Annotated in this window: 22 protein-coding genes; 8 read left to right on the top strand and 14 right to left on the bottom strand. The window is 71.9% G+C overall.

Annotated elements, in window-relative coordinates:
* Positions 1–293: 293 nt before the first annotated feature.
* The 4 genes from ACWCPY_RS21495 to ACWCPY_RS21510 all read left to right on the top strand — a co-directional run bounded on the left by ACWCPY_RS21495 (position 294) and on the right by ACWCPY_RS21510 (position 4,511).
* Positions 294–1,586, top strand: a complete 1,293-nt coding sequence (locus ACWCPY_RS21495) for an extracellular solute-binding protein (protein WP_451267215.1) — start codon at positions 294–296, stop codon at positions 1,584–1,586.
* Complete coding sequence (locus tag ACWCPY_RS21500; protein ID WP_451267217.1) at positions 1,576–2,490, top strand: carbohydrate ABC transporter permease; 915 nt, start codon at positions 1,576–1,578, stop codon at positions 2,488–2,490. Before ACWCPY_RS21495 ends, ACWCPY_RS21500 begins: the two co-directional genes overlap by 11 nt.
* Positions 2,487–3,344 carry a carbohydrate ABC transporter permease gene (locus tag ACWCPY_RS21505; RefSeq protein WP_451267219.1) on the top strand — a complete coding sequence of 286 codons (858 nt, stop codon included), beginning with the start codon at positions 2,487–2,489 and terminating at the stop codon, positions 3,342–3,344. Before ACWCPY_RS21500 ends, ACWCPY_RS21505 begins: the two co-directional genes overlap by 4 nt.
* A gap of 66 nt (positions 3,345–3,410) precedes the next feature.
* On the top strand, positions 3,411–4,511 hold the full coding sequence (locus tag ACWCPY_RS21510) for a radical SAM protein (protein ID WP_451267221.1): 1,101 nt from the start codon (positions 3,411–3,413) through the stop codon (positions 4,509–4,511).
* Here ACWCPY_RS21510 and ACWCPY_RS21515 read toward each other — a convergent pair.
* The 3 genes from ACWCPY_RS21515 to ACWCPY_RS21525 are packed head-to-tail and all read right to left on the bottom strand — an operon-like array spanning position 4,493 to position 7,117.
* On the bottom strand, positions 4,493–5,470 hold the full coding sequence (locus ACWCPY_RS21515; protein ID WP_451267223.1) for a GHMP family kinase ATP-binding protein: 978 nt from the start codon (positions 5,468–5,470) through the stop codon (positions 4,493–4,495). The two genes, ACWCPY_RS21510 and ACWCPY_RS21515, sit on opposite strands and share 19 nt — an antisense overlap.
* Positions 5,471–5,475: 5 nt before the next feature.
* A complete protein-coding gene (locus ACWCPY_RS21520; RefSeq protein ID WP_451267225.1) occupies positions 5,476–6,000 on the bottom strand; it encodes an NUDIX domain-containing protein in 525 nt (174 codons plus the stop codon).
* Between the two features lie 31 nt (positions 6,001–6,031).
* On the bottom strand, positions 6,032–7,117 hold the full coding sequence (locus tag ACWCPY_RS21525; RefSeq protein ID WP_451267227.1) for an NAD-dependent epimerase/dehydratase family protein: 1,086 nt from the start codon (positions 7,115–7,117) through the stop codon (positions 6,032–6,034).
* A 216-nt stretch (positions 7,118–7,333) separates the two neighbouring features.
* On the opposite strand from ACWCPY_RS21525, the gene ACWCPY_RS21530 reads away from it, so the two are divergent.
* The gene (locus tag ACWCPY_RS21530; protein WP_451267229.1) at positions 7,334–8,977 is read left to right on the top strand and encodes a hypothetical protein; all 1,644 of its coding nucleotides are present in this window, start codon (positions 7,334–7,336) and stop codon (positions 8,975–8,977) included.
* Between the two features lie 31 nt (positions 8,978–9,008).
* On the opposite strand, the gene asnB is transcribed toward ACWCPY_RS21530, so the two are convergent.
* The 8 genes from asnB to ACWCPY_RS21570 all read right to left on the bottom strand — a co-directional run bounded on the left by asnB (position 9,009) and on the right by ACWCPY_RS21570 (position 19,727).
* Complete coding sequence (gene asnB, locus ACWCPY_RS21535) at positions 9,009–10,856, bottom strand: asparagine synthase (glutamine-hydrolyzing) (RefSeq protein WP_451267231.1); 1,848 nt, start codon at positions 10,854–10,856, stop codon at positions 9,009–9,011.
* Positions 10,857–11,225: 369 nt separating this feature from the next.
* Positions 11,226–11,789, bottom strand: coding sequence for a GNAT family N-acetyltransferase (locus tag ACWCPY_RS21540; RefSeq protein ID WP_451267233.1), 564 nt, complete (start codon positions 11,787–11,789; stop codon positions 11,226–11,228).
* Positions 11,782–12,606, bottom strand: coding sequence for a hypothetical protein (locus ACWCPY_RS21545; protein ID WP_451267235.1), 825 nt, complete (start codon positions 12,604–12,606; stop codon positions 11,782–11,784). The genes ACWCPY_RS21540 and ACWCPY_RS21545 overlap by 8 nt, the downstream gene beginning before the upstream one ends.
* Before the next feature lie 52 nt (positions 12,607–12,658).
* Positions 12,659–14,488, bottom strand: coding sequence for a CocE/NonD family hydrolase (locus ACWCPY_RS21550; RefSeq protein ID WP_451267237.1), 1,830 nt, complete (start codon positions 14,486–14,488; stop codon positions 12,659–12,661).
* 127 nt (positions 14,489–14,615) lie between these two features.
* A complete protein-coding gene (locus ACWCPY_RS21555) occupies positions 14,616–15,560 on the bottom strand; it encodes a S66 peptidase family protein (RefSeq protein ID WP_451267239.1) in 945 nt (314 codons plus the stop codon).
* Positions 15,557–17,536: a prolyl oligopeptidase family serine peptidase gene (locus ACWCPY_RS21560; RefSeq protein ID WP_451267241.1), complete on the bottom strand. Its 1,980-nt coding sequence runs from the start codon at positions 17,534–17,536 to the stop codon at positions 15,557–15,559. Before ACWCPY_RS21560 ends, ACWCPY_RS21555 begins: the two co-directional genes overlap by 4 nt.
* A 21-nt stretch (positions 17,537–17,557) precedes the next feature.
* Positions 17,558–18,901, bottom strand: a complete 1,344-nt coding sequence (locus ACWCPY_RS21565; RefSeq protein WP_451267243.1) for a M20/M25/M40 family metallo-hydrolase — start codon at positions 18,899–18,901, stop codon at positions 17,558–17,560.
* Positions 18,894–19,727 carry a M55 family metallopeptidase gene (locus tag ACWCPY_RS21570; protein ID WP_451267245.1) on the bottom strand — a complete coding sequence of 278 codons (834 nt, stop codon included), beginning with the start codon at positions 19,725–19,727 and terminating at the stop codon, positions 18,894–18,896. The genes ACWCPY_RS21565 and ACWCPY_RS21570 overlap by 8 nt, the downstream gene beginning before the upstream one ends.
* Positions 19,728–19,932: 205 nt before the next feature.
* Here ACWCPY_RS21570 and ACWCPY_RS21575 point away from each other — a divergent pair, with 205 nt between their 5' ends.
* The 3 genes from ACWCPY_RS21575 to ACWCPY_RS21585 are packed head-to-tail and all read left to right on the top strand — an operon-like array spanning position 19,933 to position 22,301.
* Positions 19,933–20,877, top strand: coding sequence for an ABC transporter ATP-binding protein (locus tag ACWCPY_RS21575; protein ID WP_451267247.1), 945 nt, complete (start codon positions 19,933–19,935; stop codon positions 20,875–20,877).
* Positions 20,874–21,848: an ABC transporter permease gene (locus ACWCPY_RS21580; RefSeq protein ID WP_451267249.1), complete on the top strand. Its 975-nt coding sequence runs from the start codon at positions 20,874–20,876 to the stop codon at positions 21,846–21,848. Before ACWCPY_RS21575 ends, ACWCPY_RS21580 begins: the two co-directional genes overlap by 4 nt.
* A gap of 45 nt (positions 21,849–21,893) precedes the next feature.
* Positions 21,894–22,301 carry a GntR family transcriptional regulator gene (locus ACWCPY_RS21585; protein WP_451267251.1) on the top strand — a complete coding sequence of 136 codons (408 nt, stop codon included), beginning with the start codon at positions 21,894–21,896 and terminating at the stop codon, positions 22,299–22,301.
* A gap of 63 nt (positions 22,302–22,364) precedes the next feature.
* On the opposite strand, the gene ACWCPY_RS21590 is transcribed toward ACWCPY_RS21585, so the two are convergent.
* The 3 genes from ACWCPY_RS21590 to ACWCPY_RS21600 are packed head-to-tail and all read right to left on the bottom strand — an operon-like array spanning position 22,365 to position 24,525.
* Positions 22,365–22,922 carry a DinB family protein gene (locus ACWCPY_RS21590; protein ID WP_451267253.1) on the bottom strand — a complete coding sequence of 186 codons (558 nt, stop codon included), beginning with the start codon at positions 22,920–22,922 and terminating at the stop codon, positions 22,365–22,367.
* 11 nt (positions 22,923–22,933) lie between these two features.
* Positions 22,934–23,878: an alpha/beta fold hydrolase gene (locus ACWCPY_RS21595; RefSeq protein WP_451267255.1), complete on the bottom strand. Its 945-nt coding sequence runs from the start codon at positions 23,876–23,878 to the stop codon at positions 22,934–22,936.
* Positions 23,875–24,525, bottom strand: a complete 651-nt coding sequence (locus tag ACWCPY_RS21600) for a TetR/AcrR family transcriptional regulator (RefSeq protein ID WP_451267257.1) — start codon at positions 24,523–24,525, stop codon at positions 23,875–23,877. The genes ACWCPY_RS21595 and ACWCPY_RS21600 overlap by 4 nt, the downstream gene beginning before the upstream one ends.
* Between the last annotated feature and the right edge of the window lie 45 nt (positions 24,526–24,570).

Here is a 24,570-nt window from a genome sequence, read left to right on the forward strand (position 1 = left end):
TCGTGGAGTGCCGCAGGGGCTCAAACTGCGGGCAGCGCACCGTCACCGTCAAGAGTCACTCGGCTACGCACCGGGGCATTCGCGTCACCGTGGCCTGAGTACGGCCCCCGTCCCCCGGGCGGCCGATGACATCGGCGCAGCGCAGCGGGGGAACGCTGGGCCCTTGGTGGGAAGCACACCGTTGTCTTCCGGCCGAAACTCCGTGTCGTGGCGGGGAGCCCCGGTCCGCGGGGTAGTGAGAAGACCGTCGCCCGAGTCCCGTACGTCTCGATGAATCCCGCACGGAGGAATCCATGACACTGCGTCTGCCCCGCCGATCCGGGATCCTGGGAGCCCTGTTGCTGTTCACGGTGGTGGGGTGCAGCTCGGGAGAGGGCGGCGCGCCGGGCGGGAGCGCGGGCGGCGATCTGAAGGTGTGGCTGACCGTGGACGCCCGCGAGAGCTGGCCGGAGATGGTCGCTTCCGCCAACAAGCGGTTCGCGGAGCAGCACCCGGGCGTGAAGGTCGATGTCCAGTACCAGCAGTGGACGACGAAGAACCAGAAGCTGGACGCCGTCCTCGCGGGCCGCAACGTGCCCGACGTGGTGGAGATGGGCAACAGCGAGACCACCAACTACATCGTCAACGACGCCTTCGCGCCACTGGACCCGAAGACCTTCGAGCGGTCCGGGCAGTGGCTGCCCGCGCTCGCCGACGCCTGTCGCCACGACAACCGGACGTACTGCGTGCCGTATTACGCGGGAGCGCGCGTCGGTGTCTACCGCACCGACTACTTCAAGGGCGCCGGGATCACCCGCGCCCCGCGCACCTACCCGGAGCTGATCTCCGGCCTGGACCGGCTCAAGGCGAAGTACGGAGCCGAGGACCGCGGCTTCTCGGCCTTCTACATGCCCGGCCGCTACTGGTACGCCGCCATGGGCTTCGTCAAGGACGCGGGGGGCGAGATGGCGGTGGAGAAGGACGGCCGCTGGCAGGGTGCCCTCTCCTCGCCGAAGTCCGTCGCCGGGCTCACCGCCTGGAAGAAGCTCCTGGACGACTACTACGTCGGAGACCGGGCGAAGGACAACGGCGACCAGCCGGCCGTCGTCGGGCAGGGCAAGGTCGGCGTCTTCTACGGCAACACCTGGGAGGCGCAGGCCGCCGCCGACGCCCGTTCCGGAGGCGACCCGCGTCTCAAGGGCAAGTTCGCCACTTTCGCCTTCCCCGGCCCCTCCGGGCAGCTGCTTCCGCCGTTCCTCGGGGGATCCACCCTGGCCGTGCCCGCCAAGTCGCGGAACCAGGAGCTGGCCGCCGACTGGATCCGTCTGTTCACCGACGGCGAGTCGCAGCGGAAGCTGATCGCCGCCAACACCCTCCCGAACAACACGGTGCAGCTGGCCGATGTCGCCGCCGGTGGTATCAACGGTCCGGCCGCCCAGGCCGCCGCGCGGGGCTGGGTCACCCCGCTCGCCCCCGGCTGGACCTCGGTGGAGAAGTCCAACGTCCTGCCCGAGATGCTGGAGCGCATCGCCACCGGAAAGGCGTCCGTGCGGGACGCCGCGCGCGAGGCGGACGGCAGGATCGACGCGGTGATCAATGAGCGCTGATCCGGCCGGGCGGAGGCCGCGCCCCCCTCTGCCCTACCTGCTGATCGCCCCGTCCTTCCTCGCCCTACTGGTGGTCCTCGGCTACCCGCTGGTCGACATGGTGACCCTGGCCTTCCAGGACATGACCCGCAAGGAGCTGTTCAGCGGTGCGACGCCGCCCTGGGCCGGTCTCGGACAGTTCCGGACGATCCTCGGCGACGGGTTTTTCTGGACGGTGGTGGCCCGCACTGCCCTGTTCACCGTCGTCTGCGTCGCCCTCACCATGGTGCTCGGCCTGATCGTCGCGCTGCTGATGCGGCGGACGTCGCCCTGGGTGCGGGCGGTCCTCGCCGGTGTGCTCGTCGCGGTGTGGGCGATGCCGGTGATGGTGGCCGCGGCCATCTTCCGCTGGCTCTTCGACGCGGACTACGGGCTCGTCAACTGGCTCCTCTCGACGCTGCCCGGAGTCGACCTCGCCCGGCACAACTGGTTCACCGATCCCTGGCAGGGCTTCGCCGTGATCACCGCGGTCGTCGTGTGGGGTGCGCTGCCGTTCGCCGCCGTCAGCCTGCACGCGGCGCTCACCCAGATCCCGCCGGAGCTGGAGGAGGCCGCCCTCATCGACGGCGCCCGCCCGTCCCAGGTGTTCCGGTACGTCACCTTCCCCGCGATCAAGCCCCTCTTCGTGATGGTCACCACCCTGATGGCGATCTGGGACTTCGGCGTCTTCAACCAGATCTGGCTGATGCGCGGCGGACAGCCGGAGCGCGAGTACTACCTGCTCGGCGTCTACTCCTTCATCGAGTCGTTCGCCGTCAACCGCTACAGCACCGGAGCCGCGATCGCCGTGGTCACCGTGGTCCTGCTGCTCGCCGGTGCCGTCGTCTACCTGCGGCAGATGCTGAGGCTGGGTGAGGCCGAATGAGCGCGGCACGCAAGGGGCACGGGGCAGCGGCCGTACGGCGGCCCCGACGCCGTTACGACCTGCTGGGCCTCGTCGTGGCCGCGATCCTCGGATTCCCGGTCTACTGGATGGTGCTCACCGCGTTCCGGCCCGCGACCGAGATCCTCAGTCTGCCGCCCGAGTTCTGGCCGAGCAGCCCCACGCTCGACAACTTCGCCCGCGCGATGGGTACGGAGACCTTCTGGCCCAACGTCCGCTCCAGCGCGGTCATCGGCCTCGGCACCGTACTCGTCTCCCTCGTGGTCGGGACCCTCGCCGCGTTCGCCCTGGCCCGTTTCCGCTTCGCCGGCCGCAAGGCCTTCGTCGTGGTGATCCTCACCGTCCAGATGATCCCGCTCGCCGCCCTGATCATCCCCGTGTACCTGCTGCTCAACGACGCCGGTCTCACCGACAGCCTCGGCGGGGTGATCCTCGTCTACCTCGTCTTCACCCTGCCGTTCACCGTGTGGATGCTGCACGGCTTCATCGCCGCGATCCCGGCGGAGCTGGAGGAAGCGGCGATGGTCGACGGCTGCGGCCGGTTCGGTGCCTTCGTCCGCATCGTCCTGCCGCTGCTCGCGCCCGGACTCGTCGCCACCTCCGTCTTCGCGATGGTGCAGGCGTGGAACGAGTACGTCCTCGTCTACGTCCTGCTGTCCACCCCGGAGAAGCAGACCCTCAGCATCTGGCTGGTCTCCTTCCAGACCAGCTTCGGCACCGACTACGGCGGGCTGATGGCGGGCGCCACGCTCACCGCCCTGCCCGTCGTCGTCTTCTTCCTGGCCGTCCAGCGCAAGATCGCCGCGGGGCTGGCCACCGGAGCGGTCAAGGGCTGAGCGCCGCCCGGCCGGATCCGCTGCGCCCCGCCGACGAACCCCGTACACCCCACAGAGGAGAACCCTGTGACGCACGACCGTCTCGACCTCGTCTCCAAGCTGTACCAGCCCACGGGCTGGCCCCGGATCCTCCAGGCAGCCGCCGGCGAGCCCTCCAGCGCCCCGCTCGTCGTGGACCTCGACCCGACCACGTTCTGCGACCTGGCCTGCCCCGAGTGCATCAGCGGAAAGCTCCTCAACCAGGGCCGGTTCACCCCGGAGCGGCTCGCCGCCCTCGCCGAGGAGCTCGTCGCCATGTCCGTACGGGCGGTGGTCCTCATAGGCGGCGGGGAACCCCTGGCCCATCGCGGCACCCGCAAGGTGTTACGCATCCTCGGTGAAGCGGGCCTGGCCGTCGGGGTCGTCACCAACGGCACGATGATCCGGCAGAACCTCGCCGAACTCGCCCGTTACGCCAGCTGGGTCCGGGTCTCCGTCGACGCCGGCACCGCCGGGACGTACGGCGTGTTCCGGCCGGACCGCAAGGGCCGCAGCGTCTTCGACAAGGTCATCGAGAACATGCGGCTGCTCGCCGCCGAGAAGACCGGTGCGCTGGGCTACTCCTTCCTCGTGATGTCCCGTCAGGAGCCCGGCGGGCAGACCGTCACCAACCACCACGAGGTGCTGCGCGCCGCCGAACTGGCCCACGACATCGGCTGCGACTACTTCGAGACCAAGGCCATGTTCGACGACGACCACCACATCGTGCAGGTCCCCGGCGAGATGCTGGAGTCCGTCGACCGCCAGCTCGCCGAGGCCGCCCGCCTGGAGAGCGAGCACTTCCAGCTCGTCAACTCCTCCACGCTCACCTCGCTGCGCGGCCACACCGGCCCCGTCCAGCCCAAGGAGTACGACCGCTGCCGGGTCGCCGAACTCCGCACGCTCATCACCCCGTCCGGGGTGTACGTGTGCGCCTACCACCGGGGCAACCCGCTCGCGAAGATCGGCGACGCCGTCACCGACGACCTCGCCACCATCTGGCAGGACGCGGACCGCCGGGGAATCGTCGACCCGAGCCGGGACTGCCGGTTCCACTGCGCGCGCCACCGCTCCAACCTGGAGCTGGAACGCATCGCCCGCGGAACCGGCGAGCTCCCGCCCGCGCAGGACTACGACCCCTTCCTCTGACCTCCCGCCACCGGCACCGGCTCCCGCCGGGCGCCCGGGGCAGCCGTGGTGGGCACGACCCGGGCGCCGGGATGGGAGACGCGCAGGACCCGCGCGAGGCGGTCCACCGTCCCGGCCGCCCCGTCCGCCGGGCAGATGCCGACCAGCGCACCGCCCCCGCCGGCCCCGCTGAGCTTCAGCGGCAGGCCGGCGGAGCGCAGTGCGACCGTCCGCAGCTCCTCCAGGAGCGGCGTCGACATCCGCTGGTGGTCCCGCATGGCCGCGTGGGCATCGGCCATCGCGGCCCCGAGCGCCGCCAGGTCCCGGCGGCGCAGCGCCTCCCACACCCGGCCCGAGGCCGCGTCGGCCGCGGACCGGTAGGCGGCCAGCGCGGGGTCGCCCGCCGCGAGCTGCGCCCGCACGTCCCGGATGTGGTGTCCGGTGTCCTTGCGGGTGCCGGAGTCCACGACGACCACCCGCCACTCCTCGGGGAACTCCAGCCGGTCCCGTACGGCAGGGAGTCCTTGCTCGCGGCCGTCGAGGAGGAGCGCACCGCCCTCGACGACCGCCAGATGGTCCATGCCGCCGCCGTTGAAGACGGCGAACTCGAACTCGTACGCCCACTGCGTGATCGTGGCGTCACCGACGCGCCGCCCGCTGAGGGAGACGTCGGCGAACGCCCGGAACAGCGCCACGATCCGTGCCGTGGACGACGACAGACCGCTGGCCGCGGGTGCCTCGCTGCGTACCGTGACGGCGGGCGGGCGCGGGCCGAGTCCGGGCAGCCGCTCGCGCAGGAACGCCCACACCTCCCGCTGCCAGCCGTCCTCGGCCCCTTCCCCCGGCGCGGGGCCGGGACCGGTCTCCACGGTCGTCATCAGGCCGAGCGCGAGACTCACCGACCGGCCCCCGCCGAGCCAGTCCAGGTCCTCGCCGGACAGGCAGGCCCGGCAGGGCGCCACCGCGCGTATCGGATCCATGGCGTTCACCGGGCTTGAAACCTGCCTTCCACGCGGAAACTCTCGTACATGGACAGCACCACCTCCGTGGGCGGGTGCAGTGGCCGGGGCGGGGCGTCGAGCGGCCGGAACAGGGCTTGGCGCACCTCGTCGGCGCCGGGCGACAGCTCCCCCGCCCAGCGCCGGGCGACGAAGCAGAGCGCGAAGCAGTGCGTCACGTCCCCGTTCGGATAGGTCAGGGTGTGCACCCGGGGGTCGGAGAGCGTCCCGAACGCCACCAGGTCCTCCCGCTCCAGCCGCAGGCCGGTCTCCTCGGCGACCTCGCGGACGGCGGCGTCGGTGAAGTCGCCGTCCTCCTCGCAGGAGCCGGCCGGGAGCTCCCAGACCCCGGTGTCCGCGCGCTGCTGGAACAGCCCGCGGCCCTCGCTGTCGATCAGCAGCACCTGTGCGCCGGGCACCAGCAGCGTCCTGGAGCCGACCTGCCGGCGCAATGACCAGATGTAGGAACCGGTGTAACTCATCGTGTGCGTGTCGCCTTCGTCGCAGTCCATGCGCCGCATGGGCGCGTCGGTGCGCAGCGTGTCACGCCCCTTCCGGATCAGCGGGCTCCTCGGCCAGCCAGCGTGGCATGGCCTCCGGCGTCTCCAGCAGCCACCGCACGTACCGGTCCACGCCCTCCGGGACCCCGATGCGGGCCTGCCAGCGCAGCAGCTCGCGGGAGCGCTCGACGCAGGCGTAGCCCCCGAGCGGATCGCCCTCGGGGCGCGGGGTGACGATCCGCCGCGATCCGGGGAAGTACGGGGCGATCAGATCGGCCACCTCGCGGACCGAAGTGGGGCGGCCCGTGCCGATGTTGACGGTCTGCCCGGCCATCTGTTCCTCGGTCAGGGCGAGCGCGGTGGCCTCGGCGATGTCGTCGACGTGGACGAGGTCGCGGACCTGGTTCCCGCCGCCGTTGAGCCGCATGGGCCGGCCGAGGCGCGCCTGGAGCGAGAGCCAGGGCACCATCCAGGAGTGGCTGCCCGGTTTGGGGATCTGGGGCTCGCCGTACACGGAGAAGTAGCGCACCACCGCGTACTCGGTACCACTGGCGGCACCGAGCATCAGGCGGGTCTGGTGCTCGGCCCAGAGCTTGCCGTTGGCGTACACGGACACCGGGTCGAGCGGCATGTCCTCGTGGAAGACCTGCGGCCCCTCGACACCGGGTGCGCCGTTGCCGTACACGGACGCCGAGGAGACGAGGACGAGCCGACGGACCGGGAATCGCGCGGCCTGCTCCAGGACGACCTGGGTTCCCTCGACGTTGGCGCGGAAGGCGATGTCCGGGCGCCGGGTGCAGGCCGCGACGTCCGCGTAGGCGGCCGCGTGGACCACGAAGTCGGCGTCCCGCAGCAGTGTCCCGACGGTGTCGGCGTCGCGGATGTCACCGACGACCAGCCGGGCGCCGCTGCGCGCCACGCCGAAGGTCTCGTGGCCGGACTCGGGGTAGGCGTCCATGCGGTCCAGGACGGTGACGGCGCATCCGGCGCTCCGGAGCAGCGCGACCAGTCTGCTGCCGACGAGTCCGCCGCCGCCGGTCACGACGACGCGGGCATCGCGGAGCTTGTCGAGCCGGGAGCGGACGGTCTCCTCGGCGGCGACAGTGGTCGGGTGGGGTAACGCAGGCATGAAAGCCTCTTTCCGGCGTCGGGGGAGATGCACGCGGTTCACGGACCCGGCGTGCCGGGCCCAGCATCCATGGGCCCGTCGCCCGCCTGCCAGAGGGCCATTTCGGCACTCTTGCGGGCCGTCGGCACCGCCCGTACTGTCCGAATCCGGCTGGCGGACGGGCTCCGGACGGATACCCCGGTGCGGTCCGGGCCGATCCGGACAGAGGGAGGACGTATGGCACGCCAACGGCTCAGCGCGGTGGTCATGACCCATCCCAGACGCCGGGCGGCGGCCGAGAAACTGGCCCTGAGCGCGCCTTCCGGCCTTCTGCGGGTCGTCATGGACCCCGACCCCACCGGCACTCCGTCGGTGCTGCGCACCGCTCTCGCCGCTTGGTCGGCGATCGAGGAAGGGGCCACACATCAATTGGTGGTCCAGGACGACATGGTGTTGTCCGAATCCTTCCTGGACCGGGTCCGGCTCGCGATCGAGGAACTGCCCGACGCGGCGCTGGCCCTGTTCGCCCTCTGGGACTCCCGCAACGGGGCGGCCGTCCGGCTGGGGGCGATGGCGGGCGCCCGCTGGGTGGGCGCCGTCAACGAGTACTTCCCGTGCGTGGCGATCGTGCTGCCGCGCCGGATCGCCGAGGGCTTCGTCGCCTACGGCAGACGGCGGCTCGGCGGCTGGCCCGACGACATCCTGATGCACCGCTATCTCAGCGCCCTCGGTGTTCCTCGCTATGTCGCCGTGCCCAGTCTCGCCGAGCACGAGGACCGTGGCTCGATCTCCGGGAACGCCTTCCGCGGCCCGCGCCGGTCGGTCTGTTTCGTACCGCGGGACCGGCCCGGGAAGGAGGGCGCGACCCTCACCGGTCTGTCGGTGCTGCCGTTCTTCAAGCACGGCGTCGCGCAGTGCGCGGTACGGGTCCCGGGCCCCGGGCCGGAACGGTGGCTGCATCTGGAGGCGGAGCAGTACCTCCGCGGTGCCGGACTGCCCGCCGCGCTGCTGCGCCCGCCCGGCGCCGCGTCGGCCGAGGCGGATGTGCGAGGGACCTGGCTGACGGCTCTGGCCATGGGCTTCGAGGCCGCCCGCACCGGACTCGCCGCGCCGCCCGCTGCCTCGGAGGCGTACGCGGAGGCGGTGGCGACGATCGGCCCGGGCGGCATCAGCAACGCCAGTACGGAGGACCACATCGCACGCCGCCGCGAGCCCTTGGCCGAGGTGGCGCGGCGCGCGCTGCTGGCCGGGCGCGAAGCGGCCGCAGAGCACCGCACCCGCCCGGGACGGCCGGGCGGCCTCGTCTGGCGCGGGGCGGCGACCCCGCTCGGTGAACACCTGGCGCGCAGGCTGGCCGACCGGCACGAGCGGTCCGCCGCCGTGATCGATCTGACGCGGCTCCAGGATGCCGAACGGGAGGTGACGGTCCATCCGCGGGGCGCCCCGGCCCCCTACCGCCTGCGCGTGGGTGAGCTGTACGGCCCCGGCTGCTCACGCCGCACGCCGATCGGCCGCATGGTGTGGGACGCGCTGCGCAGCCACCCGCTCGCGGCCGAGGGCGATCCGGACGCCGAGGTGTGGCCCGTCCACGTGAACGACCTCGCCGACGCGATCGAGGCGGTGCTGCGTTCCCGGCCGGAGCACCACCGCATCGCGGTCGTCGCCGAGAAACCGTGCACGGCCGCCGAACTGGCGCAGGCCGTGCACGGTGCCGTACGGCCCGTACCGGTACGGGCCGTGCCGGACGCCGAGCCCGGGTGGCACACCCCGGCCGGCACGGTGCGGCCCCCCGGCTGGACGCCCGCGACGGGCCTGGCTCGTGGGCTGCACTCCTTCGCCCAGTGGCTCGCCTACGAGGGAGTGCTGCTCGAATCGGACTGACCGTCACCCGGTGCTCCCGGGGGCGGCCCGCTCAGCCGAGGACGAGTTCGGGCTCGTACAGCTCCAGCCACGTGGCGAGGTCCAGGGTGCGTTCCAGGCCGCGGCGGGATGCCGCGGTGATCTGCGGGGCGCCGTGGTCGGCGGCCTTGCGGAGGCGGTCGCGGTCGATGAGCTCGAAGACGCGGTGGTCCGGGCGGGCGAGCAGTGCGCGTGCCTGCTCCTGCAGCGCGACGGCGTACTTGGGGTCCTGGGTCGACGGATAGGGGCTCTTCGTCCTGTCGTACACCGAGCGGGGCAGCACATCGGCGGTTGCCTCGCGCAGCAGGCTCTTCTCCCTGCCGTCGAAGGACTTGAGGGACCAGGGTGCGTTGTAGACGTACTCGACGAGCCGGTGGTCGCAGAACGGCACCCGGACCTCCAGGCCGACCGCCATGCTCGCGCGGTCCTTCCGGTCGAGCAGGACGCGCACGAACCGGGTCAGGTGGAGGTGGCAGATCCTGCGCATGCGGTACTCGAAGTCGCTCTCGCCGGCGAGCCGTTCGATGCCGGCGACGGCGGTCTCGTAGCTGCTGCGGATGTATGCCCCCAGGTCGAGGGCCCGGTTGAGGTCGTCGCGGAGTATGTCCGAGTCCTCGCCGAAGTCCTCGGCGAACCGCACCAGCCAGGGGAAGGTGTCGGCGTTGCGGGCCCGCTCGTCGAAGAACTGGAGGTAGCCGCCGAAGACCTCGTCGGCGGATTCGCCGGACAGTGCGACGGTCGAGTGCTCGCGGATGGCCCGGAAGAGCAGATAGAGCGAGGCGTCCATGTCGCCGAGGCCCATGGGGATGTCCCGGGCCCGGATCATCCGGGCCCGTACCTCCGGGTCGGCGAGGGTGTCGGGGTCGAGCACGATGTCCCGGTGGAGGGTGCCCGACTGCTGGGCCACGTCGTGCACGAACGGGGTGTCGGGGGTGGTGCGCAGTTCGTCGGCGACGAAGTTCTCCGTGCGTCCCACGAAGTCGACGGCGAAGGTGCGGACCTTCTCGCCGCTCTCGGCGAGCTGCCGGGCGGCGAGCGCGGTGACGGCCGACGAGTCGAGTCCGCCGGACAGCAGGACGCAGCGGGGGACGTCGGAGACCAGCTGCCGGCGCACGATGTCGTCGAGCAGCGACCGTACGGTGGCGACCGAGGTGTCCTGGTCGTCGGTGTGCGGGCGGGTCTCCAGCCGCCAGTAGACGTGCCGGCGCAGGCCGCCGCGGTCCACGGTGACGACCGTGCCGGGCTCCACCTCGTACATGCCGTCCCACACGGCGTGGCCGGGGGTCTTGACCATGGTGAAGAGCTCCCGCAGCCCGTCGAGGGTGACCCGGGGCCGGGCCAGCGGATTGGCGAGGACGGCCTTGGGCTCCGAGCCGAAGAGCACACCGTCGGAGGTCGGCCAGTAGTAGAAGGGCTTGACGCCCATCCGGTCGCGGATCATGACGAGCCGGTCGTGGCGGCCGTCCCAGATCGCGAAGGCGTACATGCCGTTGAGCCGCTCGGCGAGGGCCTCGCCCCACTCCAGATAGCCGCGCAGCACCACCTCGGTGTCCGAGTCGGTGGTGAACCGGTGCCCGCGGGCGGTCAGTTCGTCACGGAGTTCGGTGTAGTTGTACGCCTCCCCGGAGTAGACGAGCGCGACCGCCCCCTCCGGTGTGTCGACGGTCATCGGCTGGCGCCCGCCGGGCAGGTCGATGATCGCGAGCCGCCGGTGTCCGAGCGAGGCGTGAGCGGCGGTCCAGGTACCCCGGTCGTCGGGGCCCCGGCAGGACATGGTCTGCGTCATCGCGTCCAGTTTCGCGACCTCCTCGGCCGCCCGCAGATCGCGGTCGAAGGAGACCCAGCCGGTGATGCCACACATGTGCGTCCTCCCGATCCGGTCCCGCCCGGGAGCCTCGTACGCACGGTGCCGCCCGCACCATCCGGGCGGTGTGCCGGAGGCGCAGCCCGGCAGAACCAGTTGTATCTAGCATCTATATTACGAGCGTCCACCCGGGATTGCCTGCGGTCAACACGACCGTTACGTGGACGGGGAGGCGCACCTGCCGCTTTCGGCCGCGGCTTTCCGCTTCCTGTACACGCCGCCGCGCCCCGGATCCCTTGCGGGAGCGGCTCGTGGGCCCGCCGGGGGTGCCGATTCGGCCATCGGTAAAGACTTGCTCAACCCGGGGTCGGCCGGTGGAGTGGACCGGCCCGGGCGCCGCGGTACCCGGCCCGCGTCCGGGGCCTTCTATGCGTTCTCGTCGGTCATCCCGGCGGTGATGGCCCACCGCTCGTGGTCGCGCCAGGCTCCGTCGATGAAGAGGAAGTCCGGCGAGAAGCCTTCGAGGCGGAAGCCGGCCCGGCGGACCAGGGCGAGCGAGCCCTCGTTGCCGGGCTGGATGTTGGCTTCGAGGCGGTGCAGACCGAGCGGCCCGAAGGCGTACCGCAGGACGAGGCCCAGGCCTTCGCCCATCAGGCCGCGTCCTGCCGCGTGGGCGAAGGCCCCGTATCCGAGCGCACCGCAGCGGAAGGCCCCGGCGACGATGTTGTTGATGTTGATGAATCCCGCGATCGCGCCTCCGGGTCCGCATCCGTCGCCGCGTTCGCAGACGAGGAAGCCCGCCCTCGTGGGGTCCTCGGTCAGCCGGCCCGCGTAGGCGGCGTACGCGCGGATCTCGTCGGGCGGGAAGAGCCAGGGACGGTGCAGCTCCCGGCTCTCCCGCGCCCGGGTGGTGAACTCCTCGGCATCGGCCTGCGTGAAGGGGCGGATCGCCGCACGCCGCCCCTCGGCCAGATAGTCGCTTTCAGACATCCGGCAACCCTAGGGGCTGAGGACTGTCCCTGATGCCGCAGTGCCGGCCCCGGGCTCCCTCGCTGACCAGGCGGGGCGAGCGGCCGTCCGGATGGACCGCGTACAGGCCGCGCGGTCCCGCCTCTCTCTCGCCGTACGCGCACACCACGGCACCCAGGTCGTGGAACATCCAGCGCTCGTGGCCCACGGCGAGGGTTCCGCGCTCCGTCGCCCGACGAAGACGCAACGACCCTCCGGTGCCCGTGTGGGGTGCCGGGCCCAGATCCGGTCCGGGACCTCCCGGGCGGGCCCTTCGCGGGCGAAGGTCAGCCAGGCCCCGTCGTGCGGGCTGTGAGCCGGGTGGTTGGCGAACCAGTCCCTGCCGAACAGCTCGACGGCCCTCCCGGTGGACACCGAGACCGCCAGACAGGTCACCGGCGCCTCCCGGCCCTCGGGGTGTTCCCTTCACGACCACCCGGTCCCCCGACGCCGTGAGGGAGCACAGGTCCTGCAGGGTGTGCCCGGGAGCGGGCGTGTACAGCCGCTCGGGGGTGCCGGAGTCCAGGTCGAGAACGTGGAGGGCACCGTTCCTGGCCCAGGCCGCTCGTTCGGAGGCCAGCGACACATCGGGCCAGAGCATCTGCTCGGGACCCGTGGTGCTGAGCGATGCCTCGTACAGGGTGCGAGCGGCCCGCTCCTCGCCGCGCCAGCGGATGCCGACGAGTCCGGTGGCGCCGGTGGCCGGTGCGTACCGGGTCAGCACCAGTCGCTCACCCTCGGCGTGGAATCCGTCGGTGCGGGGGTAGGGCAGGTGCGCGCCGGCGAGCAGCAGGGTCATCGCACGAGCCCCCCGGACCGGAACAGGGCCGCCCGAACCCGGCCCGTCCGCGTCACTTCAGCCGGCCGCCGACCACCGGAAGCTCCAGCACTCCGGTGTCCTCCGGGGCACTGACCACGGTGACCGGCTTGATCCCCCGGTTGCCGGAGTACGCGCTGTCGCTCGCCGCGATCACGAATTCGAGCCGGTGGCCGGCTTCGTACCGGTGGACGATGCCCGGGAGCTGCACGGTGAACGAGCGCGTGACGTCCGGCACCCGCACCGGGGAGACCAGCCGGTTCACGAGCGTCCTGCCGCCGTCCGGGGCGACGTCGTAGACCTTGGCGAACAGTACGAGCTTGTCGGCGGCGTCGCCGCTGTTCTGGACCCGCTCCGTCTTCGGCGAGACGACCTTCAGGGTGGCCTTCGGCGCGCCGACCACATCGACGGGCGACGTCAGCGGGGCGCTGGTCCAGCCGAGGTAGGTGCCCTTGGTGTCATAGGGCTTGGGGTCGGGCAGTCCGAGGATTCCGGCCAGCGAGCTCTCCGAATGGCTGGTGGGGATCAGCCAGTTGGCGTACTGGCGACTGCCCCGGGTGACCTCGGACCGGTTGTCGACGAGCTTGCCGTCGCCGGACAGGTACACCTTCTGCGAGAGGGCCGGTACGGAGCCGGCGGTGCCGTAACCGCTCTGCCAGTCGCGGTAGTACGCGAAGTCGGGCCCGGTGTCGGTGTTCTTCCTGTGCTGGAGGTAGCGGTCGAACCAGGCGAGGACACGCTGCCCCACGTAGCTGGTCTCCAGGTTGCCCTTGCCCAGGTCGAGTTCACCGGGCACCTGCCCGCCGCTGTGGCCCCAGGACTGCCAGATCATCTTGGCCGTGGTGCCCTGCGCCTTGAGGGTCTCGTACGTGGCGGTGGCCTCGTTCAGGTTGAACAGGCTGTCGGTCTGGCCCTGGACGAGCAGTGTGGGGGCCTTGACCTTGCCGAGGTAGTCGACGGGCGAGACGCTGCGCGCGTAGTCGAGCATCTCGGCGGTCCGGTCGGCCGGGTAGCGGCCGGAGTTGAGCAGCCGGATGGTGTCACAGGCCCGGGACGCGAAGTGCAGGCAGCCGAGGTTGTTGAACCGGGACGGGTCGAGGCTCGCGTTCAGGACCGTCTGCCCCTCCCCCATCAGGTAGAAGCCGTTGGTCCACTGCCACTTGAAGACCCCGGCGGTGTCGGACGAAACCCCCTTGCGCGTACCGGCGTTGTTCGGGGCGAGCGCGTACGCCAGGTCGTTCCAGGTGATCAGCGGCACGAGGGCGTCGACGCGGCGGTCGACGGCCGCGGTGGCCATCTGGACGGCGCCGCCGTACGATCCGCCGATCATGCCGACCCTGGGGTCGCCGCTGCCGTCCCGCGTGACGTAGTCGGCCTCGGTCCCGTCGTCGGCGGCGCGGGTCCCGGCGAGGAAGTCGATGAGCCCGGCGGCCGCCTTGCCGTCGACGGCCGGGTCGTCGAGGGTGATGAGACAGCCCGACTTGCCGAAACCGAGGCCGGAGTAGACGAGTCCGACATAGCCGCGGGAGGCGAAGGCCCTGCCGATGGCGTCGGTCGAGCCGTCGGACTTGCTGCCGCCGAATCCGTTGGTGGCGAGTACGGCGGGAGCCGGGTGCCGCGCGTCGACCCCGGTGGGGCGGTACAGATCGGCGTCGACGGTGCAGGAGCGGCCGCCCGCCTGGAGGGTGAACTTCAGCGGCGAGACGGTGTACGGGGACTGCTCGGCAGCGGTCGCCCGTGCCGCACCGGTGAGGACCAGCGGTGCGGCGAGCGCGGCTCCGGCGACGTAGGCGGCCGACTTCCGGGAGAACGTCCGATAGCCGGACCGGGGGCGGGAAACAGCACGCGACACGAGGACCTCCACACCGAGAGCGCCTTACCGACCGGTAAGTAATGAGCCGCGCTCATGCTGTGACATGCGTCATAGTGCTGTCAACGATCAGGGCGGCGTTTCCTGAACGATGCTCAACTTCTTTACGATTCGGCGCCGTTCAGCTCAGCGCGGGCTCCTCGACGGTGAGTGTGGCGGGGCCGCCGTCGGCCGGGGCGTCCAGCACGGCGGGCACACCGAGCGGAATCGTCAGCGTCGTCGGTCCGTGCCCGAAGCCCAGCTCCTCCACCACGGGCACGCCCAGCGGGCCCAGCCGGTCGGCGAGCACCGCCCGGACCTTCTCGTACGGGCCGCAGCCCGCCCAGGAGCCGCAGGCCACCCCGGCCACGCCGTCGAGCGCGCCGGCCCGCAGCAGCTGGGTGAGGATGCGGTCGATGCTGTACGGGTCCTCGGTGGTGTCCTCGATCACCAGCAGCCCGCCCCGGGCCGAGGTCCGGACGTGCGGGGTGCCGAGTTCGGCGGCGAGCAGGCTCACACAGCCGCCGTAGGTGATCCCGCGGGCCCGGCCGGGGACCAGCGCCCGCGCGGCGGGCAGGCCGAGGGTCCGTACCGACTCGGGCTCGAACAGGGTGGCCCGCAGGGACTCCTGGGTGTCCGGGTCCTTGAGGAAGGTCTCGGTGCCGGCCATGGGGCCGTGCAGGGTGGCGAGCCCCATGCGCCGCGCGAACGCCTCGTGGAGCACGGTGATGTCGCTGTAGCCGATGAACACCTTGGGCCCGGCCGCGCGCATCGCCGCCCAGTCGATCAGGTCGACCATCCGGTGCACGCCGTATCCGCCGCGGGCGCAGATCACCGCGTCCACGGCCGGATCGCACCAGGCCTCCTGAAGGTCCCTGGCCCGCGCCTCGTCCGTGCCGGCGAGGTAGTCCAGCTCGGGGTGGACCTCGCGCGCGTGCGGCGCCTCGACGGGCTCCAGGCCCCAGCCGCGCAGTACGTCCAGGCCCGCCTCCATCCGCTCGGCGGGCACCGGGCCGCTCGGTGACACGACGGCGATCCTTGCTCCCGGGCGCAGCCGGGCCGGGCGGGTCAGTGGTACGAGGGTCACTTCTTCAGCTCCAGCCGCGGTACGTCGGTGCGCTCGATCCCGAAGGTCTGGGCGTACAGGGAGAGTTCGGCCTCCAGTGCGCGGATCATGGTGTCGGCGCGCCGGAACCCGTGCCCCTCGCCCTCGAAGGTGAGATACGCGTGCGGGACGCCGCGTCCGTCGAGCGCGGCCAGGAACCGCTCGCACTGGACGGGCGGGCAGATCGGGTCGTCCAGCCCCTGGAGCAGGAGGAAGGGGGTGGTCAGCCGGTCGGTGCGGTTGGCCGGCGAGCGTTCGCGGTAGCGCTCGGGGACCTCGGCGAGCGGGCCGACCAGGGACTCCAGGTACTGCGACTCGAAGTCATGGGTCTCGTCGGTGCCCCAGCCGGTCAGGTCGAGGATGGGGTAGATGATCGTCCCGCAGGCGTACACGTCGGTTCCGGTCAGCGAGGCCGCGGTGGTCCAGCCGCCGGCGCTGCCGCCCCGGACGGCCAGCCGCCGCCGGTCGGCCGTGCCCTCGTCGGCCAGCGCCGCGGCCACGGCCGCGCAGTCCTCGATGTCGACGACGCCCCACTGTTCGCGCAGCCGGTTGCGGTAGGCCCTGCCGTAGCCGGTGGAGCCGCCGTAGTTCACCTCGGCGACACCGATGCCGCGCGAGGTGAAGTAGGCGATCTCCAGGTCGAGCACGAGCGCGGCGTGGCCGGTCGGGCCGCCGTGCGCCCAGACCACGTAGGGCGGCCGTTCGTCCTTCGGGCCGGACCGGTCGGGGCTGCGCGGCGGGTAGATGTGGGCGTGGATCTCGCGTCCGTCGGGCCCGGTGAAGGTGCGGTTCTCGGGCCGGGGGTAGTACGCCGGGTCGACGGCGTCCCGGTGCGGTGCGCCGATGACGCGGGTGCGTCCGGTCGCGGTGTCCAGCTCCACCACCTCGAACGCGCTGTGCGGGCTCGCCGCGACGCCGACGACCCGGCTGCCGTGCACGGCGAGCGTCTCGGCCCATTCGGTCCAGTCCCCGGCGACGTCGACCAGTTCGCCGGTCTGCGGATCGAGGATGCCGAGTGTGGTGGTGCCCTTGCCGTGGATGGTGGCGATCAGGCCGTTGTCCAGTGGCCGGAACCAGCTGAGTCCGATCTTCCAGAGCGGTCCGGCGAACTCCTGCTCGCGGGGACAGAGCGCGACGGCGCCCCGCCGCGGATCGGCGCGGTACAGATTCCACCAGCCGCTGCGGTCACTGGCGAAGAGCAGCTGCCCGTCGGTCCCCCACTCGATCTGCGGCACCGACTCCTCGGGGCCGCCACCGACGGACCGGGGGCGGTCGAAGGTGCCGTCCCCGGTGACGTCCGCGAGCATCACCTCGGTGCCGTCCCATGGCATCCGGGGGTGGTCCCAGGCGATCCAGGCGGCCTGCCGTCCGTCGGGCGAGAGCTTCGGCCCGGTGACGAACCGGTGGCTGTCGTCGGTGAGTTCACGCACCGCCGAGCGGTCGTCGGCGGCCGAGCCGTCCAGGGGCACGGCGGCGATCACCCGGCGCAGCTCGGTGGGGCCCTCGCCGGTGAACTCCTCCAGGACGCACCACACTTCGCCCCGGTCGGGGTGGAGCTGCGGGTCGGCCCAGCGCAGTCCGCCGCCGACGGCCGAGACCGGGGTGAGCGGCCGTGGCTCGTCGGGCCCGTCCGGGGCGTAGGCGTAGAGCCGCTGGTCGGCGAAGTGGACGAAGACGATCAGCGGGCCGCCCTCGGCCCGCCCGGTCCCGGCCCAGGGCACTCCGCCGTACTCGATGACCCGGCTCCGTACGTTCCACGGAGCGGGCAGCACGCAGTCGGTGCTCCCGTCCGCGCGGCGGCGGATCAGGGCGCGGCGGCCCGCCTCGGCGGGGCGCGGCTCGGTCCACCACACCTCGTCGCCGACGGTGCCGGCGTACTCCGGGCGGCCGTCGCGGGAGGCGGCGAGCGCGGCGTCGATCGGCGACGGCCAGGTTCCGTAAGCCCCGGTGGGCAGCATGGTCGATTCCCCCTGTTGCGGTCAGGCAGTACGCAGATAGTGGTCGAGGACACGGACGCCGAAGTGCAGGGCCTCGACGGGGACGCGTTCGTCGACGCCGTGGAACAGCGCCTGGTAGTCGAATCCGGCGGGCAGTTTCAGCGGTGAGAAGCCGTAGCCGGTGATGCCGAGCCGGGAGAACTGCTTGGCGTCGGTGCCGCCCGACATGCAGTACGGCACGACGTGGCCGGCCGGGTCGAAGCGTTCGATCGCGGCGCGCAGCTTGGCGAACGTCGGCGAGTCGACCGGGGCCTGGAGCGGGACCTCGCGGTGGTGGAACTCCCAGTCGACGTCGGGACCGGTCAGCCGGTCCAGGGTGGCGTGGAACTCGTCCTCGCCGCCGGGCACCATCCGGCCGTCGATGAAGGCGGTGGCATGGCCGGGGATCACATTGACCTTGTACCCGGCCTCCAGCATGGTCGGGTTGGAGCTGTTGCGGACGGTCGGAGCGACCAGGTCGGCGGCGGGGCCGAGCTTGCCGAGCAGTTCGTCGATGTCGAAGCCGGGGGCGTCGAGGTCGGGGTGGATGCCGTGCAGTGCGGCGAGTTCGGTGAGCGCGGCGCGGACCGTCGGGGTGAGCCGGACGGGCCATTCGTGCTCGCCGATCCGGGCGACGGCGGCGGCGAGCGCGCTGACCGCGTTGTCCTTGTTGACCTTGGAGCCGTGGCCGGCCTTGCCGTGCGCGGTGAGCTTCAGCCAGGCGGTGCCGCGCTCGCCCGCGGCGATCGGGTAGAGCGGCAGGTCCGGTCCGGCGTGGAAGGTGAAGGCGCCGGATTCGCTGATGCCCTCCGTACAGCCTTCGAAGAGCCCTGCGTGCCGGTCGGCGAGGAAGCCGGAGCCGTCGTCGGCGCTGGCCTCCTCGTCGGCGGTGTACGCGATCACGATGTCGCGGCGGGGCCGGACCCCGGCCCGGGCCCAGGCGCGTACGACCGCCAGGACCATCGCGTCCATGTTCTTCATGTCGATGGCGCCGCGCCCCCAGACGACGCCGTCGCGGACCTCGCCGGAGAAGGGGTGCACGGTCCAGTCGGCCGCCTCGGCCGGGACCACGTCGAGGTGGCCGTGGACGAGCAGGGCGTCGGCGGACGGGTCGGTGCCGGGAATCCGCGCGACCACATTGGTGCGTCCGGGGGTCCGCTCCAGCAGGACGGGTTCCAGTCCGGCGGCGGCCAGCCGCTCGGCGACGTACTCGGCGGCCGGGCGTTCGCGGCAGTCGCCGCCGCCTCGGTTGGTGGTGTCGATCCGGATCAGTTCGGAGGTGAACGTCACCGATTCGTCGAGCGCCCGCTGGTCGACGCTCTCCTGGGGACCGGTCGCCTCAGCCATACTGCTCCTCCACGGCGGACGACACGATCGTCGTCACCGCCTTGAACGTGCGGATACCTTCGTACATCGTCGCGCTGGTGTAGGCGACGCGCCGTTCGCCGCTCGGCGCCACACCGGGGACGACGGTGGCCGCCTGGGCCAGGTGCTCGGCGTCGAACTCCAGCTCCACGGTGAAGGGTCCGCCCTCCACCGGTGTGTGCCGCACGGCGAGCGCGGTGGCCGCCTTCGCGGCGGCGCGGATGTCGGCGGCGGTACGGGCCGGGGTGCGGCAGACCGCCGCATACCGCGACACGTAGTCCTTGACCGCGACCTTGCGGGCCCGGGGGGCGTAGCCCTCGGCGTCCACGCAGGTCAGATCGTCACCGGTGACGAGGACGACGGGCACCCCGTACTCGGCCACGACATGGGCGTTGAGCAGTCCCTCGCTCGCGCGGGCGCCGTTGAGCCAGACCCCGGTGATGGAGTTCGCCAGATAGGTGTGGGCGAGGACCCCCTCCGCGCCGGCGCCCGTGTGGTAGCCGACGAAGGCGATGGCGTCGACATCGCCGTGCTGGATTCCCTCGACCATGGAGAGGGACTTGTGCCGGCCGGTGAGCATCTGGACCCGGTCGTCGAGCCGCTCCAGCAGGAGGTTGCGCATGGACCAGTGGGCCTCGTTGACGAGGACCTCGTCGGCGCCGCCGTCGTAGAAGCCGAGCGCCGCCGCGTTCACGTCGGAGGTGAACATGGCACGGCACCGCTCCCATTGGGCAGTGCCGGGCAGCACATCGGCCGGCCAGGTCACACCGGTGGCGCCTTCCATGTCCGCGCTGATCAGGATCTTCATGCCGGATCACGGTACGCGCCCGTGAACCGGCAGGCCAGAGCCACAGAGACGTTCAATGGTCCAGTCCTCCGAAGAGAGTGCGACGCACACCCCGAACAGGCTCATCACGGACATCCGCACGGGGTCCCACCGTGCGCTCCTTGACACTTTCCACTACCCCAGACCATGATTCCATTAATTGACTAATGGAATTGAGGCTAGGTGCATGGCAGACGCATTCACTCCGGACGGCGCGTCCGGCGCATGGGCCCTGGAGGCCCGCGGACTGGGTAAGCGCTACGGTCGCGGCTGGGCGCTGCAGGACGTCTCGTTCCGGCTGCCGGCCGGACGGATCTGCGGTCTCGTCGGCCCCAACGGCGCCGGGAAGAGCACCCTGCTGGGGATCGCGACCCGTCAGATCCAGCCCACGGGAGGTGACCTCCGGGTCTTCGGCGTGCCTGTGGACGACCCCGAGGTGATGCCCAAGTTCGCGTTCCTCGGGCAGGACAAGCCGCTGTTCAAGCGGTTCACCGTGGCCGAGACGCTGCGCATGGGCGCCGAACTCAACCCCGGCTGGGACATGGCCGCGGCGGAGCGGATCGTGCGATCGGGCCAGGTGCCGATGGAGGCCCGCGTGGGCACGCTCTCCGGCGGGCAGCGCACCCGCGTCGCGTTCGCGCTGGCCTTCGGCAAGCGGCCCGATCTGCTGCTGCTCGACGAGCCGATGTCCGACCTCGACCCGCTGGCCCGCCACGACATGAGCACCCTGCTGATGTCGGAGGCCGTCGAGCGCGGCACCACGGTCGTGATGTCCTCCCACATGCTCACCGAGCTGGAGGACATGTGCGACTACCTGCTCGTCCTCGCGGGCGGCAGGATCCGGATGGCGGGCGACGCGGACGCGCTCGTCCCGGCCCACGCGCTGGTGACCGGGCTCGCCACGGACACGGACCCGGCCGCCGCACTGGCCCCGCACACCGTGATCGAGTGCCGGGTCCAGGGCCGTCAGTTCCACGCCCTGGTGCGGACGAACGGCCCCCTGTCGGGTGACTGGGTGATCTCCGAACCCAGCCTGGAAGAGGTGCTGCTGGCGCATCTCCGCTCGCCGGACGCGCCCCCGTTGTACACACCCGGTGCCCGTACCGAGGCCGAAGGGAGCCACACCTCATGAGCACCACCCTGACCGACGCCCCCCGCACCGGGCGCACCCCCGGGCCCCGCATGCTGCGCGGGCTGAGCTGGCTCGTGGTGCGCCAGCACCGGGCCGCCCTGCTCAGCCTCCTCGCGGCAACCGTCCTCGGCTCGATCTGGATCGTCTACGAGCGCAGCCACATGAAGGACCTCCTGGACGCCGCGGGCTGGCCGGGGAAGGAACTGGCGCAGCCGACGTTCGACTCGGACGGTGTGGGTCTCGTCTTCACCGTGCTGGGCGGACTGCCGCTGATCCTCGCCGTCTTCATCGGCGCCCCGCTCATCTCGGGAGATCAGGAACAGGGCACGGCGCAGCTGGTCACCACCCAGTCCGTGTCACGCAGCCGCTGGGTGGCGACGAAGTTCGCCTGGGTCTACGCGGCGGTGCTCGTGACCGCCGCGGTGCTCTCGGCGCTGTTCACCTGGTGGTGGAAGCCCTACCGTTCGGTGTTCGCCAACCAGTGGGCGGACGGGTCGGTGTTCGATGCCACCGGCCCGGTGCTCCCCGCACTCTGTCTCTTCATGACCGCCGCGGGCATCACCATCGGTGTGCTGGTCCGCCGCGTCCTGATGTCCATGGCGGTCACCTTCGTCTTCGCCGGGGCCGTCGGGGTCGCCTGGGACATGGTGATCCCCCACCTCGCCCCGACCCGCACGATCACCTACCCGCTCACCTCGGACATGCCCGCGCGGCTGCACGAATCGCTCGAGGTGGACCGCTGGATCGGTTCCGCCGACGGCCATCTCTACGGCTGGGGCCTGTGCGCCAAGACGACCGAGGCGGCCTCCGACGCGTGCGTCAAGGAACACGGCATCGTCAACAATGTGTACGAGTACCTCGGCTTCGACCAGATGCCGGCCATGCAGTGGACCGGGGCGGGCATCCTGCTCGCGGGTACCGCGGTACTCACCGCGTTCGTCCTGTGGCGGGTGTCCCGTCGCCCCCTCTAGGACCCGCCACCGCGGGTACACAGGGTTCCGGCAGTCGAAGGGGAGGTGAAGGCAGTGGTCGTGTTCCGTATCGACCGGCGCAGCGGAGTGGCGACGTACCTCCAGATCGTGCGGCAGGTCGAACAGGCGCTGCGCATGGGTGCCCTGGAGGAGGGTGACCGGCTGCCCACGGCCGCTCAGGTGGCGGCCGAGACCAAGGTCAACCCGAACACCACCCTCAAGGCGTACCGCGAGCTGGAGCGCGCGGGCCTCGCCGAGGTCCGGCAGGGGGCGGGCACCTTCATCACCCGCTCCCTCGTCCCGCCCCAGGCGGCCGCCGACTCCCCCTTGCGCACGTCGCTCGTCGAGTGGCTGGACCAGGCACGGGCGCAGGGGCTCAGCGGCCAGGAGGCCGACGCCCTGTTCCGGTCGGCCTTCGCGGCCGTGTATCCGGCCGGGGCCGACGGCGGCTGAGGCGCGGCGCCGTACACATCGTGGACGAGTGGTGGCCGGTCCCCCGGTGGGGGCCGGCCACCGTCATCGCGCTGCGGGGTAGTCACCCGTGGCGCCGTCGGTGCGCTCGCGCAGCAGGTCCGCGTGCCCGTTGTGGCGCGCGTACTCCTGGATCATCACCAGGTACACCCAGCGCAGGCTGACGGTCCGGCCGCGGGTGGCGTTCACGAAGGTCTCGTCGAGGCCGCGCCCCGCCACGGCGGCCTCGCACGCCCCGACCTCGGCGCGGTAGGCGGCGAAGTCGCGCTCGGCATGCGCGGCGTCGACGCCCTCGATACCCTCGTCGCCGTCTCCGGGACCGGTGAAGACATCGCCGATCGGCTCACCCGCGAAGCTCCGGCGGAACCACCAGCGTTCGACCTCCGCCATGTGCCGCACCAGGCCGAGGAGGGTGAGACCGGAGGGCTCGGCGGCGGTGCGGGCGAGCTGCGCCGCGGTCAGCCCCGCGCACTTGGTGAGCAGCGTCTCCCGGTGCCATCGGAGCCAGCCCTCCAGCATGGCCCGCTCGTCCGCGGTGCTCGGAACGTTCAGCTGCTCGCCGTCGGCCGTCGTACGTGCGATGCGAGGTGCGGTCCATGTCATGACGGCCATCCTCACACCTCCGGGCCCACCGCCCGGGTCAGTTCGCGCAGGAGCGGCTCCGGGTCCGCGAGCAGGAACAGATGACCGCCGTCGGGGACGGTGCGCAGCTCGGCGCCGGGAATCCGCGCGTGCGCCCAGCGCGCCACCTCGACGGGGACGTTGCCGTCCGCCTCGCCGTGCAGGAAGAGGGTCGGCACCGAGACCGAACCCAGCGGGTCCGGCAGTGGGCGGGAGTAGCCGGCGAGGTCGGTGATGGCCGCGTCCACTCCCTGGCGCTCGCCCTCGGCGGTGTCCACCTCGGACAGGGCCCGGAAGGCGGGGGTGCTCATGATCAGCCGGTCGGAGGGCGGCCAGGCGTCGAGGTTCGGCTCGCGCCTGGTCTTCTTGAAGACGCCCTTCCCGGCGAGCATCGGCCGGGCGATCGCCGGGGCCCAGACGACGATCCGGTTCAGCCACTTGACCAGCGGAATCCGGCGCGCGTACGCCGAACGGGGCGCTCCGGGGACGGCGGCGCACGCGAGGATCAGCCGCGTGACCCGCGCGGGGTGCTTCTGGGCCGCCGAGAGCGCGTACCCGCCGCCGCCCGAGATCGCCACGAGGGTGGCCCGCTCGTGGCCGAGGTGGTCGAGCAGGGCCACGAAGTCGTCGTTCCAGCGGTGGAAGCCGCGACCGGGTACGGGATCCGTCGCGCCGTAGCCCGGACGGTCCGGGAAGACCAGGTGCAGGCCCGCGTCCGTCGCCGCCTGCCGCAGCGCGAGGCCCTCGTAGCGGCTGCCGGGGGTGCCGTGGAGCACGATCACGGGCGGGGCGGCGGGGTCGCCGTACGAGCAGTACGCGATGCGGCGCCCGCCCGGGGCCGTCAGGCGGTGCGTCTCGGGCAGATCGGTCCCGGCCGGGCCGGTCCCGGACCGTTCCGTCTCCGGCGTCTCCGGCAGGTCCTGCGGGGAGGGGGTCATCTCTGCTCCTCGTGGGATACGGGGGTGGCGGCAGCGGCGGCGATCCCGCCGATGACGAAGTCGAGGCCGAAGGAGAACCGGCGGTCGTAGTCGTGGTGGTCGGCGAACACCGACGCGGCCCGTCGTTCCGGCGGCAGATGGTGCAGTTCCAGATCGCCGCGGCCGAGGCGGATCGCCACATGGCCGGTGACGAAGTCGTGCAGGGTGCCGTACGCGTACGCGGCGGCCTCCTCGTCGAGCCCCGCGCCGCGCAGCGCCGCCACGACCCGGTAGGCGACGTCGTCGGCGCCGGGCCCGACGAGCGAGGCGCGGCGGTGCGCATCGAGGATGACCGGGTGCCGCATGAGCAGGTCGTGGAGGGTATCCGCGAAGAGCCGGACGATGCCGCGCCAGTCCTGCGGCCAGTCCACCGACCGGGTCACCTCGCCGACGATCCGGGACACCAGCGCGTGCTGGAGCGCGTCGATGCCGCCCGTCGTGCGGTGGATCGCCATCGGTGACACGTGCAGCCGGTCGGCCAGCGCCCGGAAGCTCACGGCATCGAGCCCCTGGTCGTCGGCCAGTTCGGTCGCCGCGTCCAGGATCGCGTCGAGCGTCACCGCCCGGGGACGGCCGTTCCTGGGAGTGCTTGCCTTCTCGACCACCATGCCCGCACCATATCGATACGCGTAACGAAACAGCAATGGGAGCAC

It is taken from the genome of Streptomyces sp. NPDC002403 (genome assembly GCF_053593015.1).

What these genes read in the sequence shown, in the direction of transcription:
- ACWCPY_RS21495 (WP_451267215.1), top strand. Translation starts at nt 294, where the DNA reads ATGACACTGCGTCTGCCCCGCCGATCCGGGATCCTGGGAGCCCTGTTG.
- ACWCPY_RS21500 (WP_451267217.1), top strand. Translation starts at nt 1,576, where the DNA reads ATGAGCGCTGATCCGGCCGGGCGGAGGCCGCGCCCCCCTCTGCCCTAC.
- ACWCPY_RS21505 (WP_451267219.1), top strand. Translation starts at nt 2,487, where the DNA reads ATGAGCGCGGCACGCAAGGGGCACGGGGCAGCGGCCGTACGGCGGCCC.
- ACWCPY_RS21515 (WP_451267223.1), bottom strand. Translation starts at nt 5,470, where the DNA reads ATGGATCCGATACGCGCGGTGGCGCCCTGCCGGGCCTGCCTGTCCGGC.
- ACWCPY_RS21520 (WP_451267225.1), bottom strand. Translation starts at nt 6,000, where the DNA reads ATGGACTGCGACGAAGGCGACACGCACACGATGAGTTACACCGGTTCC.
- ACWCPY_RS21525 (WP_451267227.1), bottom strand. Translation starts at nt 7,117, where the DNA reads ATGCCTGCGTTACCCCACCCGACCACTGTCGCCGCCGAGGAGACCGTC.
- ACWCPY_RS21530 (WP_451267229.1), top strand. Translation starts at nt 7,334, where the DNA reads ATGGCACGCCAACGGCTCAGCGCGGTGGTCATGACCCATCCCAGACGC.
- asnB (WP_451267231.1), bottom strand. Translation starts at nt 10,856, where the DNA reads ATGTGTGGCATCACCGGCTGGGTCTCCTTCGACCGCGATCTGCGGGCG.
- ACWCPY_RS21540 (WP_451267233.1), bottom strand. Translation starts at nt 11,789, where the DNA reads ATGTCTGAAAGCGACTATCTGGCCGAGGGGCGGCGTGCGGCGATCCGC.
- ACWCPY_RS21545 (WP_451267235.1), bottom strand. Translation starts at nt 12,606, where the DNA reads ATGACCCTGCTGCTCGCCGGCGCGCACCTGCCCTACCCCCGCACCGAC.
- ACWCPY_RS21560 (WP_451267241.1), bottom strand. Translation starts at nt 17,536, where the DNA reads ATGCTGCCCACCGGGGCTTACGGAACCTGGCCGTCGCCGATCGACGCC.
- ACWCPY_RS21565 (WP_451267243.1), bottom strand. Translation starts at nt 18,901, where the DNA reads ATGGCTGAGGCGACCGGTCCCCAGGAGAGCGTCGACCAGCGGGCGCTC.
- ACWCPY_RS21570 (WP_451267245.1), bottom strand. Translation starts at nt 19,727, where the DNA reads ATGAAGATCCTGATCAGCGCGGACATGGAAGGCGCCACCGGTGTGACC.
- ACWCPY_RS21575 (WP_451267247.1), top strand. Translation starts at nt 19,933, where the DNA reads ATGGCAGACGCATTCACTCCGGACGGCGCGTCCGGCGCATGGGCCCTG.
- ACWCPY_RS21580 (WP_451267249.1), top strand. Translation starts at nt 20,874, where the DNA reads ATGAGCACCACCCTGACCGACGCCCCCCGCACCGGGCGCACCCCCGGG.
- ACWCPY_RS21590 (WP_451267253.1), bottom strand. Translation starts at nt 22,922, where the DNA reads ATGACATGGACCGCACCTCGCATCGCACGTACGACGGCCGACGGCGAG.
- ACWCPY_RS21595 (WP_451267255.1), bottom strand. Translation starts at nt 23,878, where the DNA reads ATGACCCCCTCCCCGCAGGACCTGCCGGAGACGCCGGAGACGGAACGG.
- ACWCPY_RS21600 (WP_451267257.1), bottom strand. Translation starts at nt 24,525, where the DNA reads ATGGTGGTCGAGAAGGCAAGCACTCCCAGGAACGGCCGTCCCCGGGCG.